Here is a 13,229-nt window from a genome sequence, read left to right as displayed (position 1 = left end):
ATGGAGTAAACAGATGTTCGCCCGTCCACCACGTCGCGTCCTTCTCACGATGATGACGGCGCTCCTGGTGCCATTCGCAGTCGTCGTCCCGTCGTCCCCGGCAGCGGCCGCCGAGGCAGTCGTCGTCACCCCCTCGACTCCCGGCGCCTACTCCGAGACCGGAACCTGGGCGAACGCCAGGGACCCCGGTTACGACGGCTCTCCCTCGCGGTACAGCCGGACCCCCGGTTCCACGGCCACCTGGACCGTCGTCGCACCCGCCTCCGCCAGGTACGACCTGGCCGTCTACTACAGCGCGAGCGTGGACAACGCCAAGGTGGAGTACAGCTGGACCGGCGGACCGGACACCCCGACGGTGGTCAACCAGGCCGTCGGCGGCAACGCCTGGCGCCAGATCGGCTCCACCTACCTCGACGAGGGGCAGACCTACACCCTGACCGTCACCGCGACCGCGGGTCCGGCGGTCACCGCCCCTAACCTCAACGTCATCACCCGGGCCAACGCGGTGCGGTTGCTCGAGGTGGCCGACGACGAGGAACCGGTCGCCGACTGCGGTACGGACGACACGGCGGCACCGATCGTCGACGCGGCCGAACAACGCTTCCCCTCCTACCGGCTGTCGCAGCACGGCACCATGGTCTCGCTGGCCGGTGACGGCTGGACCATGTCAATCGACCGTCGAGGCTTCCGCTACGGACTCCAGGTCGACGGCGCGCCGGCCGCGGCGCCGCATCCGACAGCCGGGTTGCAACTGGCCGTCCCGGGCCGCGCCCCGTGCGACGCCGTTGCGGCGACACTCACGGCCGCGGACGCGTCGAGGGCGCGGTTCTCCGTGACCTTCTCCAACGGCCGTCGGTCCGACGTCACGGTGGTACCGGCGGACCATTCCGTGAACCTGCGAGTCACTGCCGCGGACGCGAGCACCGGCAGCGTGCGCGCGCAGGTGGCCGGCGGCATGAACCCCGCGTACGGGCTCGGTGACCTGGGCGGATTCCGGACCGACCTGAACGTCTACGGCATCCGCAACCTCGACTACTACGCCCAGAACAGCGCGGGCACGACGAACCAGCGCTTCGTCTCGACGTTCACCGTCTTCCCCGGCCGGAAGCTCGCCCAGGTCGTGCTCTCGGACGGGAGCCTGGCCGTGCAGGTCGACAATGCCGCCACCCTGCTCGGAGTCAACGGCCCGCAGATGTCCGGGCTGCACTACTTCTTCGGGGACATGCAGACGATCTACCGGCGCTACGCGGAAGTCCGGCGCAGCGCGGGCTACGTCGACTCCAAGCCGGACTACACGCTCTTCGGCGTCGGCTACGAGTCCTACGGGGCGCTCGGCTACAACACCAACCAGCAGACCATCACCGACTCGGTGACGACGTACCTGGACAAGGGCTTCCCCCTCAGCTGGGTGGTGACCGGCTCGGGGTTCTGGCCGTACGGTTCGGGCAGCGCCCAGGGCACGACATCGAGCTTCGGCCTCTGGGGCGCGAAGTACCCGGATCCCGACGGCTACAAGAAGTTCCTGCACGACAACGGGATCAAACTGCTGCTCGGAGCCCGGCAGTCGTTCCGCGCGCTGCCGGCCGACGGCGGCACGTACGACCCCGCTCTCGACGGTGACGGCACCGCCGTGGGCATCGAACGGGGCTACTTCATCAAGGACGCGAACGGCGAGCCGCGGGTGTTCCGGCCGGTGTCGTTCCCCAACACCGCGATGTACCTGATCGATCCGCACAACGAGGAGGCTGTCCGGTGGTTCGTGACCCGCAGCCGGGAGTGGGGCGCAGACGGGTACAAGGAAGACCACATGTTCGACGGCACCGCGAACCGGTACGTCAACAACGCGCTGGTGAACCCGATCAATGAGGGCCTCGAGGACGACGGCAAGCTCATGATGGTGCGCAACAGCGCCTTCTCGGTGGCGGGCTCCATCCTGCGGATCAACGACACCGACTACAACCACGGGCCGGGGGACCGCGACCGCACGGTCGTCAACGGCCTCGCCTACGCCGCCAGCGGTCAGCCCAACTTCTATCCGGACATCATCGGCGGTCGGATCATCGGCGACCTGGAGACCAACACCTCGAAGCAGCGGTACCTGACCCGGAACGCCATGATGGCCGCCATGTCGCCGGCGATGTCCTTCGGCAACGAGCCGTGGCGGATGAATGACCCCGCCCTGGTGGCGGCGACGCGAAAGGCCGCACAGTGGCACGCCGAGTATCAGCCCTACATCTACTCGGCGGCCGTCACCTCGTACGAGACCGGCTTCCCCTCGACGGCGACGCCGCTGCCCGTGGCGTTCCCTGACGACCCCCGGGTCCGCGACCTGGCGTCCGCGGCCAGGAAACAGTACGAGTGGATGTTCGGTCCGTCACTGCTGGTAGCGCCGCTGTACGGCGGCGACACCGACACGGCCATGTCCCGTGACGTCTACCTTCCGGCCGGTGAGTGGATGGACATCGAGACCGGTGAGCGGTTCTCCGGCCCCATCACCCTCACCGCCTACCAGCAGCCGTTCGGCAAGATTCCCGCCTTCGTCGGCGGTACGGGCATCCTCGTGCACGATCCCGGAGCGCGGGATCCGGGCGACGCCGTCGCCGCCGGGGACGTGCGGGCCAGCGTCTACCCCGTCGCCGCACCCGGCGCCACCTTCACCTTCACCAGCAGCGACGGACACGCCCGAAGCCGGATCACCGCGAAGAACACCTCGTGGTCGGCGGAGGACATCGTCGTTCGCGACTCGTCGGGCGCCGACATCGCCTTCAGCAGGAACCCGGTCACCGGGGCGATCGAGTTCTCCGTCGAGGCGGGGTTGGACTACGTGGTCTCGGACGCTGATTCGCCCGAGTGGGGCCTCGAGGTCATCGACGTCCGGCCGGCCGGGCCGGTCGTCACCGGCCGGGCAGTGCCCGTGCGGTTCGGACTTGTGGATCAGTCCGGGTCCCCCGCCGGCCGCGTCGTCACCGAGGTGGTGCAGGCGGCACCGGACGGCGCCGAACGGCAACTGGAGTTCGAGACCGACGACCAGAACCGCGTCCACACCGTCCTGAGGACGCAGGCCGGCGTCGCGGGAGCCTACATCGTCGTCGTGAAGGCCGCGGACGGGCGCCGGTTGGCGCATTTCACCGTGAAGGTCACCTGACACGCTGACAAGGAGATTCTGTTGACGACACCTGTGCGAGCGTGGGCCGGTGCGGCTATGGCGTCGGTGCTGATGGCGACCGTGGGTCTGACGGCGGCGCCCGCCGCGGCCGCCGCCCCGGAAGCGCCAGCGGCACCGGTGTTCACCGACGACTTCACCACCGGGCTCAGCCGGTGGCGGGAGCTGACCGGAGCGCTGACGGAGTGGACGACCACCACCGCCGAGTTCCCCTACGTCTCGATCGACAGCCGCACCCAGTCGTCGGGCCGGTACATCACCCCGGTCACGCGGGTGGGCCTGCCCGACGCGTACGAGCTGCGCACCAGGGTCCGCGTCGATGCGGCCAGCGACTCACCCGCAGTCTCGGTGCTCACCGACTTCCGGGAACCGTACGCCGTCACCCAGAACAACTTCGCTGCGCAGCTGACCGGCTGGTCCGGAGTGCAGATCTCCCGTCCAGTGACGCAGACGGTGTGCCGAGGCCCCGCCCCTGTGCGCCAGGGGGAGTGGCACGAGTTGGTCATCCGCCGGGCCAACAACATCTCGGTCGTGGAGATCGACGCCCAACGCGTTGCCGTGGTGGCCGCGCCCGCCGCCGGCGGGACGATCGGCCTCGGCGTGTACCACGCCCAGGCGTCGTTCGCCGCCGTCGCGGTCACCGCGCTGCCCACCGTGCCCGCCGACCACCCCACGACCACATCGGGCTGTTCCTGGACCGAGCCGGGCGAGCCCGAGGTCGACCAGCCGATCCTGGTCAACCAGAGCGGCTACAACCTCGGCCAGGCCAAGCGGTTCACCGCACCCCGCGCCGTCGACGGCGAGCACTTCCGGATCAGCGACGCCGCCGGCAACGTTCGCCACGAGGGCACCGTCCGCGGCCAGGTCGGCGACTTCACCGACTTCGACCCGGCCGAATCCGGGCCGTACACGGTGGAGGTCCAGGGCGCTGCCGGGACCGGCCGGTCCGATCCGTTCGGTATCGGCGCCGACTGGATCGAGCGCGTCTCCTACCGCCGTGCGGTGCAGTTCATGACCGACGTGCGCTGCTACTACGGCGACTTCAGCAGGATGGTCTACGGTGGCACCGATCCGCAGAACTGCTACCTCGGCGTCGGCTGGCGCGACTCGCACCAGATGTCCTTTGAGCTGCCGTCGCTGATCGACATGTACCTGGCCAACCCTTCCGCGTTCGCGCAAATCAAGGACCCCGAGGCGCGGTACGTCGGGCTGCCGGTGCAGCTGCCGACGGACACCCCGGAGATCGTCCGGCTGATCCACTGGGCCGTCGAGGTGTACCTGGGCGGACGGGTGAACCACACGCTGCTCAAGGAACAGCTGGCCGCCTTCCTCTACGCCTATCCGTACCTGGCGGACTACATCCCCCACAGCGTCTACGAGCGGGCGCGCGACTACCTCTTCCCGATCTGGGACAACCCGGCGAAAGATCGCTTCGCCTGGTACGACACCACTTCCCACACCGCCGACCTGCTGCAGGTCTACACCCAGGTGGGTTCCGGCAAGGGGGAGCTGCCACCCGGCCATTCGGTGTGGCCAAACGTGATGATGTACGAGGTCGCCAAGCGGGAGGGTCGCGCTGACGCGAACCGGTACCTGGCCGCCGCGAAGGCCCAGGCCACCTGGCTGGTCGGCAACCTCGACGTCGCCGACCCAACCGTCACGAAGGGTCAGCGGCAGGGCGAGTACCACCTGGTCACCGGCCTCGCACGGCTGCTGCTGTCGCACCGCGACCAGGCGCCGTCCGGCACCCGGGACTTCATCCGCCGCTGGGCCGAGGTCGTCGCGGAACGCTCGGCGAACCTGTGGGACTTCCGCAGGTACTCCGCGGACCGGTGGACCATCCCGTCCTTCACCGGCGGTGGCTCGGCCAGCGACCCCAACGAGACGGGCAACGTGGCCGGCTTCGCCGCCCCGGCGCTGGCCGCCGCGCAGGTGCTCGGCGACGATCCGCTCGCCGCACGGTTGCGGCAGATCGCGGTGGCGCATGTGGACAACGTCTTCGGCCGTAACCCCACCGGACGGCACGCCTCGTACCGCGGGCCGACGGAGCAATGGGGCTTCGAAGGCGTGGATCGCGGCTGGTACTCGGAGTTCCAGGGCGGGGCGGGTCGCCTCCAGGGCGCCCGCGGAGTGCTCGACGGCAGCCCCAAGAACGGGCACTACCCGTACAACCCGGGAGCCGGCAACATCGGCCACTCCGAGGGCTGGGTCACCTTCAACACCGCCTGGAACGAGACACTGGCCTGGCGGGCCGCCGACACCACCACGGTACGGGTGGTGGACACCGCCGGAGGGCCGGTGGACCGGGTGCCGGAGGGCAGCCGCGCGAGCGTACGCCTGACCGCGCCCCTGAACCTCGACCCGGCCGCGCTCGACCACGGCGACCTTGAGGTCCGGGTCGGCGACCGCGCACCGCAGCGGCTGGTCGCGGTGCAGGACGGGCTGAACGCCACCACGTACACGGCAGAGTTGGAGCTGGCCGCTCTCGGCGCGACGCTCGGCGACACGGTGACCGTCTCCTACGGCCTCGGTTACTTCGCGCGCCAGGTCACCGTGACCGTCGCGGCGCCGCTGTGCGCGGGTCGGGAGCCCACCATCATCGGAACCGACGGCCCGGACCGGCTCGTGGGCACGGCCGGGGCCGATGTGATCGCCGGCCGGGGCGGCGACGACGTGATCGTCGGTCTCGGCGGCGATGACGTGATCTGCGGCGGTGGGGGCGCGGACCGGCTGGTCGGCGGACCCGGCGGCGCGACCCTGCTCGGCGGGCCGGGTCCGGACGTCGTCGTCGGTGGCCCCGGTGACGATCGGCTCCACGGCGGCGCTGACCGGGACGTGGTCGGCGGCGGCGGCGGGAATGACCAGATCGACCAGGACGGTCCGGACGCCTGACCCGCTCGCGGTGCCGGGCGGCTGGGCCGCCCGGCGCCATGCCCGTCTCGCGTCACCCGTTTCACCCCGTATCATGGTCAATCTCGTGCACGGTGCAGAATTAGGTGCCACATATCGCAAGCAGCTTCCAGAGAGGGGTTGGCATGGCGGCCGAACCGGGCAGTAACCAGAGCGTCGAGCGAGCCCTGACCGTGCTCCGCGCCCTCGCGGCCGGCCGCACCGAACTCCGCGTCTCCGACGTCGCCCGAGCCACCGGACTCGGCCTCTCCACCGCCTCCCGGCTCCTCGCCACCCTCGAAGGGATGGGCTTCGTCGACCGCAACCCCGTCAGCGGCCTGTACCGGCTCGGACTCGACATGGTCTCGTTTGGCGGGGCGGTGCTCAACAACCACCCCGTCCACCGAGAGGCCCGGCAGACCGCCCAGGACCTCGCCGCTGAACTCGGCCTCGGTGTCAACGTGGCGTTACGCCGCGACGACCGGCTCTTCTACCTGCTCAACTTCGAAGGCCGGCAGGCACCCCGCCCGTTCCTCCTCGCCGGACAGTACAACCCGCTCCACGCCACCGGGCTCGGCAAGGCACTCCTGACCGGGCTGACCGGGGACGAGCGGCGCACCCTGCTACCCGACACCGCCCTGCCCGCCTACACCCACCGCACCATCACCACCCACGAACAGCTCGACGAGGAACTCACCCGCACCCTCGCCCGGGGCTACGCCACCGAAATCGAGGAACTCGCCCTCGGCCGCGCCTGCATCGCCGCCGCCATCCGCGACGGCTCGGGCGAGGTGGTGGCCGCCCTCTCGGTGTCCGGCCCGCTCTCCGCCATCGACCTGCCCAACCGCGAGACCGAACTCGTCCAGTCGGTGATCGAGGCGGCCGATTCCGTCAGCATCAACCTCGGGTACGTCGGGCCAGCCCACGTCGTGCCCCAGCAGGCCGTCGCCGCTGAGGTCGTGTCCTGACCGCCCAGCTTGGCCGCGTCATCGCCAGCATCCGGCTCCCCGGTCCCGGCTGGCCGGGAACTCGCCGAGGCGGGGCAGGTTAGATCCCCGGCCGGATTCCGTCCCCCTGGGGTCTCAACGGGACCGGCGGACAACGGGCTTGTCGTCAGGCGCCCGCCAACGCCCGTACGACGTCCTCGTCGACCGTGATGCCGAGGCCAGCGCCGCCCGGCACCTCGAATCGCCCGCCAACCGGGGCGACCGCGTCCGGGGCGACGGCGGTGAGCGGGTTGGTGCCGATCCAGTGTTCGAGCACTGCGAAGTTCGGCATCGCGGCGGCGCACTGCACGCTGGCGTACCAGTGCACGGCCGAACCGATGCTGACGTGCGGGGTGGCCTGCGCGCCGAACGCGTCGGCGAGCGCGGCGATCCGCATCGTCTCGGTGATGCCGCCGGCCCGGCACACATCGGGCTGGAGCACGCGGAGCGCGCCGGCGCGGAGGAACTCCAGCGCCCGGTGCCGGGTGGCCAGGGAGTCCAGGGCGAGGGGGATGTCCAGGCGGGCGGCGACGGTGGCGTACCCGTCGAGGTCCTCCGGCGGCAGCGGCATCTCGAAGAATCCGACGCCGGCGTCCTGGAGGGCGCGGCCGACCCGCAGCGCCTGCGGGACTTCGTACTGCCCGGCGGCGTCGGCGTAGACGGCGGCCTGGTCGCCGAACACCTCGCGGACGGTCTGCACGGACGCGATGTCGTCCTCGGGGCGGGCGCCGATGGCCACCTTGACGGCGTCGTACCCCAGTTCGCGCAGCCGCTCGGCCTCCTGGCGCACCCGGCGCTGGCCCTCGGCGCCGGAGCCGGCGGGTGCGGCGGGCACGCCGGAGGCGTACAGCCGCAGGGTGGTGCGGTAGCGGCCGCCGAGCAGGGCGTGCAGGGGCTGGCCGAGGGTGCGGGCGAACGCGTCCCACAGAGCGATGTCGAGGCCGGCGAGGGCCTCCAGCCAGAAGCCACTGTCGTGACCACGGACCCGCATGCCGGTGTAGACCCGGTCCCAGGTGCGGCCGATCTCGTCGAGCCGGGAGCCGACGGCGAGCGGTGCGATCAGGTCGTCGAGGATGGCGGCGGTGGCGCGGGCCCCGACGGGTGCCTTGGCCTCGCCCCAGCCGACGACCCCGTCAGCAGTCTCGACCCGCACCAGCACGGCGTCGATGGTCTCGCTGTAGACGTAGCGGCGGCGTTCTCTCGGCGGGTACTCCACCAAGGCGCTGCCGTGCTCGGCGCTCCACGCCCGGGCGCCCCAGTACGTCTCGGCGGGCTTGGCGCGTACCGCGAAGCTGCGGACGTCGACGACCTTCATCCGTTCTCCTTGGCTGTGGTTCGCTCCAGGGCGGCGTGCAGGAGCGGGGCTTGGCCCCAGGGGAAGACGCCGAGGGCCCGGTGGTGGTAGTCGAGGGCGGTGCCGACGGGCGTCGCCTCGGACACGGTGAGGGCGCCGCCGGTGAGTCGGCGGAGGGTGCTGTGCCAGGCCCGGTCGGCCATCGCCCGGTGGGCGGGGTCGACCAGCCCGGCGTCGACAGCGCGCGGCACGACCCAGGCCAGGTACGCGGAGGTGCTCGCCTCGACCGGGGTGTCCGGGTCGTCGACCACCGTGGTCCACTCGCCGTCGCGCTCGTGCGTGGCGAGCGCGTCGACCAGGCGGGTGAGCCGCTCGGCGAGCCCGTGGTCGGGGGCGTGGATCAGGGTGTCGGTGAGGCCGAGCAGCGCCCACGCCTGCCCGCGTCCCCAGGCGACGCCATTGCCCCGTTCGGCCCGGGTGTCGTAGCCGTGCTGGAACAGCGCGTTGGGCAGTTGCAGCGCGTCGGCGTACTCGGTGGCGTAGGTGACGGCCTCATCGGGGTGGCCCAGTGTGGCGAGGCCGGGTCCGTCGGTGTGCATGCAGTCGACCCAGACCGTTGACGACCAGGGTGGCAGGTCGGGACGGTGCAGGCGAGGCCCGCCGGGGCGGGCCGGTCGGGCGTGCCGGACGGCGGCGAGCCAGCGGCGGCAGGCGTCCGTCACGTCGATGTCGGGTCGGCGGTCGGTGAGGGCGAGCAGCGCCTCGACCGCGATGAGGTGGTCGGTGCGGTCCGGCGGTGCGGTCAGCGACGGCGTCACGAGGTCGATCACCCGTTGAGTGAGGTCGGGGCGGTGCAGCGCGTCGCCGGCGCGGAGCAGGGCGGTGAGCGTGCCGCCGATGCCGAAGCCCCAGATCCGCGGCGTGGTGGCGGCGGTCGCGTCCGCGATCGCCGCCACCAGCCGGGTGCCGGGCGCGCTGGTCACTTGATGAGGGCCTGCACCGCTGCGCCGGCCTCGCGCATCGCGTCCGCCGGCTTGCTCTTGCCGACCAGCACCGCCTGGACGTGCTCCGAGATGGCGGTCTCCATCTGGGCGTACTGGGGGTACTTCCAGAACGGGTTCGGGGTGGCGGTGGCGGTGATCCGCTCGCTGAACTGGGAGGTGAAGGCGTCCGTCTTCACCTGCTCGGAGGCCAGCGCCGCCGTGGTGGTGGGCGGCAGGGACAGGTCCTTGAAGTAGCCGAGGACGGTCTGCTCGTCGGACGTGAGCCACTTCGCGAAGTCGGTGGCGGTGTTGGCGCCCTCGCCCTCGACCACGACGACGGCGTGGCCCCACTGCACGGCGCGCGGCTTGTCGCCGGCGTTCTTCACCGGCCGGGCGACCGGGTCGAGCTTGTCGGCGATGGACTTGTCCGGGGAGCCCTTGACGACGAAGTCGCGGCCGACGATGGCGTCGTCGTAGATGGCGGCCTTGCCCTGGGCGAACAGGGTGCGCGCGTCGACCCGCTCCACGTCCGGAGCGATGAGCTTCGCGTCGTACAGCTTCTTGTACCAGGCGACCGCCTCGATGCTGGCGTCGTCGCCGACGGCGACCTTGTCCCCGTCCAGCAGCGGGCTGCCGAAGGTCTGCATCCAGATGAGGATGTCCTTGAGCTGGGCGACCTTGGTGGACGCGGCGTACGGGATGACGCCGGTGCCCTTGAGCGCCCGCAGCGCGGCCTCGAAGTCGTCGATGGTGGTCGGCGCGGTGGTGATGCCGGCCTTCTGCATCAGGTCCCGGTTGGCGATCAGACCGATGGCGGCGGTGGTCCAGGGCAGGCCGACCTGCTTGCCCTCGACCTGCCCCGAGCTGAGGGCGGCCGCGGTGTAGCCGGCGTCCTTGGCCACGTCACCGAGGTCGCGAAGCTTGCCGAGCGCGGCGAGGCCGGCGAGCCAGGCGATGTCCATCTGCGCGGCGCCGGTGAACTGCCCGCCGCGCACCTGGAGCGTGAGCTGGTTGAGGTAGCTGTTGTACGCCAGCGGCACGCCGTTGACGGTGATGCCCGCTTTGCTGCCGTATCCGGTCATCAGCTGTTCGATCTTGGCCTTGGAGGCGTTGTCGGCCAGGCTCCAGGACGCGAACGAGAAGTTGGTGGCGGACTTGGCGGTATCCGCCTCGGGGGCGTCGGCGCTCGGCGCGCAGGCGGCCACGCCGCCCAGGCCGAGGGCGCCGGCGCCGAGTCCGACGAGGCGGAGCATGTCCCTGCGGGAAACGTTGCTGTTCATTGCTGGACCTCCGGGACGGGTGGTGGTTATCCCTTGATGGCGCCGGCGGTGATGCCGCCGACAAGGAACCGCTGCAGCGCGATGAACGCGAGCACGACGGGCAGGGACGCGATCAGCGACGCGGCCATGAGCTCGGCCCACTGCGCGGTCGCCTCGCCGAGGAAGGCGTTGACCAGGCCGGGTGGCAGTGTCGTCTTCTCGCGTCCGGCGAGGGTGAGGGCGAAGATGAAGTCGTTCCAGCCGCGGACGAAGGCGAAGAGCCCGGCGGCGATGAGACCGGGCGCCGACAGCGGCAGGATGACCGAGTGGATGGTGCGCAGCCGCGATGCGCCGTCGACGCGGGCGGCCTCGACGAGGCTGTCAGGGATGGTGTCGAAGAAGCCCTTGAGCATCCAGACGCAGAGCGGCAGCGTGAAGGTGGTGAACGACAGCACCAGCGCGGTGTAGGTGTCGAGCAGGTGGTAGGCGCTGAACAAGGCGTAGAGGGTGACCAGCAGAAGGGCCTGGGGGAACATCTGGGAGGAGAGCACGAAGTACATCAGGCTGCGCCGGCCGCGGAAGCGGAACTTGGAGAACGCGTAGCCCATGTAGGCCGACACCACGACGCTCAGCACCGCGGTGACGATCGAGACGATCAGGCTGTTGACCAGGTACCGGGCCAGCGCGGGTTCGTCGGCGAGGCGGGTGAAGTTGTCGAGGGTGAGCTCGGTGGGGACGAACGACGGCGGGTAGCGGAAGGTCTGCTGAGCCGGGGTGAACGCGGTGACCAGCATCCAGTACACCGGCAGCAGCCCGAATCCGCCGAGGACGACGACGGCCGTCCACGCCGCGGCGCGGGAACCGCGGCTCTCCCGTGCGGAGCGCTTCCTCACAGCTGTCCCTCCCGCTCGGACCGACGGACGTAGACCGCGACCATGACGAGCAGCAGCACCATCCAGAGCAGGCCGAGCGCACCGGCACGGCCGAGGTCGAAGCCCTGGAAGGCGGTCTCGTAAACCGCGGTGGCGAAGGTTTCGGTGGTGCCGGCGGGGCCGCCGCCGGTCATCACGTAGATCAGGTCGAAGTGCTGGAAGTTCCAGATCAGTTCCAGCAGCAGGACGATGCCGATGATGCCGCGCAGGTGCGGCAGAGTGACGGCGAAGAACCGCTGGACCGCGCCGGCGCCGTCGGTCTCGGCCGCCTCGTGCAACTCGACCGGTACGGTCTGCAGCCCGGCGAGGATCATCACCATGATCCACGGAAAGCTCGCCCAGGTCTTGGCGACGATGACCGCGGTCATCGCGGTGCCCGAGCCTGCCAACCAGGCCTGTGGGGCATCGATCAGGCCGAGCGCCTCCAGCGCGCCGTTGGCGAGGCCGTAGTTCGCATTGAAGATCCACATCCAGAGGAACGACACGACGACGCTGGGCACCAGCCACGGGATGAGCAGCAGGCCGCGGAGAGTGGCGCGGCCGCGGATGCGGGTGTTCAGGGCGAGTGCGAGGGCCAGGCCGACGAGGAACGGTGCGATGGTGGCGCCGACGGTGAAAACCAGCGTCTGGCGCAGCAGCCGCCAGAAGTCGCCGCCGAGCAGGTCGGTGATGTTCTGCAGGCCGACGAAGGTGCGGCCGGATTCCACCAGGCTCTGCTCGAAGAACGCGGTGATCAGGGAGGCGACCAGCGGGTAGACGACGATCGCGGCGAGCATCGCCAGGGCGGGGAGCATCAGCAGCGCGGCGAACGCGCCGTCGCCGAGCCGTCGCGGGGGCCGCTCGCCGCCCGGCGGGGACGCCGGCACGCGGCCGGCGGTCCCGCGACGGGTCGTCTCGGTGCTCATCGGCTGGCCTGCAAGCGGGTCAGGACGCGGTCGGCGGGGCCGAGGTAGCCCAGGTCGGTGCTGATGGCGTCGGCGGCTTCGATGACCATGCGGGACAGGTCGGCCTCCCGGGTGTCCAGGGCGATCGCGGAGAGCGGTCCGGAGACCGACAGCGCTGCGCAGACGGTGCCGGTGTGGTCGAGGATCGGGGACGCGATGCAGGCGCGGCCCAGCGCCAGTTCCTCGACCTCGGTGGCGTAACGGCGCTCGGCGGCCTGAGCGATGGCCTCGTCCAGCGCGGCGTGATCGGTGATGGTGGACGGGGTGTACGCGCGCAGATCGGGCAGGAGCGCCCGGCGCTCTTCGGGGTCGGTGCCGATGAGCAGGCACTTGCCGATGCCCGTGGCGTGCAGCGGGTTGTGCTGGCCGATGAGGACGAACGACCGCGGGGCGAGGGTGCCCTCGAAGTTGCACAGGTAGAACAGCGTGGCGCCGCAGCGCACGGCGACGTTGGCGCCGAGGCCGAGTTCGGCGGCGAGGTTCTGCGCCCGCTGGCGGGCCTCGCGGTGCACCGGGTGGCTGTTGAGGGCGACGCCGGCCATCGTGATGAGCGCGGGGCCTAGTTGGTAAAGGCCGCTGACCTGGTCGCGCTGTACGAGGTCGCAGGCCTCGAGTGTGGCCAGTAGGCGGGACGCGGTCGACTGGCCCAGGCCGGCGTGACGGGCGACATCGGAGACCCGCAGCGCGGGCTGGCCGCCGAGGAAGGCGTTGAGCACGGCGGCCGCCTTCTCGACGCTTTGGTTGGTGCCCTGATCACTCGCCACCGGCAGCTCCTTCTG

At 70.9% G+C, this 13,229-nt stretch carries 9 protein-coding genes; 3 read left to right on the top strand and 6 right to left on the bottom strand.

All coding sequences use genetic code 11. The annotated features are described in order from the left end of the window. Positions 1–67 precede the first annotated feature (67 nt). The 3 genes from ACFY29_RS05135 to ACFY29_RS05125 all read left to right on the top strand — a co-directional run bounded on the left by ACFY29_RS05135 (position 68) and on the right by ACFY29_RS05125 (position 7,020). Entirely contained in the window at positions 68–3,145 is a 3,078-nt protein-coding gene (locus ACFY29_RS05135; RefSeq protein ID WP_386983539.1) for a TIM-barrel domain-containing protein, read from the top strand. Between the two features lie 21 nt (positions 3,146–3,166). Then, positions 3,167–6,055, top strand: a complete 2,889-nt coding sequence (locus ACFY29_RS05130; RefSeq protein ID WP_386983537.1) for a hypothetical protein — start codon at positions 3,167–3,169, stop codon at positions 6,053–6,055. 143 nt (positions 6,056–6,198) lie between these two features. Then, a complete protein-coding gene (locus ACFY29_RS05125) occupies positions 6,199–7,020 on the top strand; it encodes an IclR family transcriptional regulator (protein WP_386983536.1) in 822 nt (273 codons plus the stop codon). Positions 7,021–7,165: 145 nt separating this feature from the next. On the opposite strand, the gene ACFY29_RS05120 is transcribed toward ACFY29_RS05125, so the two are convergent. Genes ACFY29_RS05120 through ACFY29_RS05095 form a run of 6 tightly spaced genes read right to left on the bottom strand, consistent with a single transcriptional unit; the run spans position 7,166 to position 13,214 of the window. After that, positions 7,166–8,353 carry a mandelate racemase/muconate lactonizing enzyme family protein gene (locus tag ACFY29_RS05120; RefSeq protein ID WP_328418387.1) on the bottom strand — a complete coding sequence of 396 codons (1,188 nt, stop codon included), beginning with the start codon at positions 8,351–8,353 and terminating at the stop codon, positions 7,166–7,168. Further along, positions 8,350–9,315 (bottom strand): glycoside hydrolase family 88 protein, encoded by a 966-nt coding sequence (locus tag ACFY29_RS05115; RefSeq protein ID WP_386983533.1) that lies wholly within the window; start codon positions 9,313–9,315, stop codon positions 8,350–8,352. The genes ACFY29_RS05120 and ACFY29_RS05115 overlap by 4 nt, the downstream gene beginning before the upstream one ends. Further along, positions 9,312–10,595, bottom strand: coding sequence for an extracellular solute-binding protein (locus ACFY29_RS05110; protein WP_328418385.1), 1,284 nt, complete (start codon positions 10,593–10,595; stop codon positions 9,312–9,314). The genes ACFY29_RS05115 and ACFY29_RS05110 overlap by 4 nt, the downstream gene beginning before the upstream one ends. Before the next feature lie 26 nt (positions 10,596–10,621). Beyond that, entirely contained in the window at positions 10,622–11,467 is an 846-nt protein-coding gene (locus ACFY29_RS05105) for a carbohydrate ABC transporter permease (RefSeq protein ID WP_328418384.1), read from the bottom strand. Continuing rightward, positions 11,464–12,411, bottom strand: a complete 948-nt coding sequence (locus tag ACFY29_RS05100; protein ID WP_386983531.1) for a carbohydrate ABC transporter permease — start codon at positions 12,409–12,411, stop codon at positions 11,464–11,466. The genes ACFY29_RS05105 and ACFY29_RS05100 overlap by 4 nt, the downstream gene beginning before the upstream one ends. Further along, a complete protein-coding gene (locus ACFY29_RS05095) occupies positions 12,408–13,214 on the bottom strand; it encodes an IclR family transcriptional regulator (RefSeq protein WP_386983529.1) in 807 nt (268 codons plus the stop codon). Before ACFY29_RS05095 ends, ACFY29_RS05100 begins: the two co-directional genes overlap by 4 nt. Positions 13,215–13,229 lie beyond the last annotated feature (15 nt).

Origin of the sequence: Micromonospora sp. NPDC000668 (assembly GCF_042897975.1) — a bacterium.
Lineage (GTDB): Bacteria > Actinomycetota > Actinomycetes > Mycobacteriales > Micromonosporaceae > Micromonospora.
The sequence above is the reverse complement of the archived record's forward strand: the minus strand, read 5'-3'. Positions and strand labels throughout refer to the sequence as shown.

What these genes read in the sequence shown, in the direction of transcription:
- ACFY29_RS05125 (WP_386983536.1), top strand. Translation starts at nt 6,199, where the DNA reads ATGGCGGCCGAACCGGGCAGTAACCAGAGCGTCGAGCGAGCCCTGACC.
- ACFY29_RS05120 (WP_328418387.1), bottom strand. Translation starts at nt 8,353, where the DNA reads ATGAAGGTCGTCGACGTCCGCAGCTTCGCGGTACGCGCCAAGCCCGCC.
- ACFY29_RS05110 (WP_328418385.1), bottom strand. Translation starts at nt 10,595, where the DNA reads ATGAACAGCAACGTTTCCCGCAGGGACATGCTCCGCCTCGTCGGACTC.
- ACFY29_RS05100 (WP_386983531.1), bottom strand. Translation starts at nt 12,411, where the DNA reads ATGAGCACCGAGACGACCCGTCGCGGGACCGCCGGCCGCGTGCCGGCG.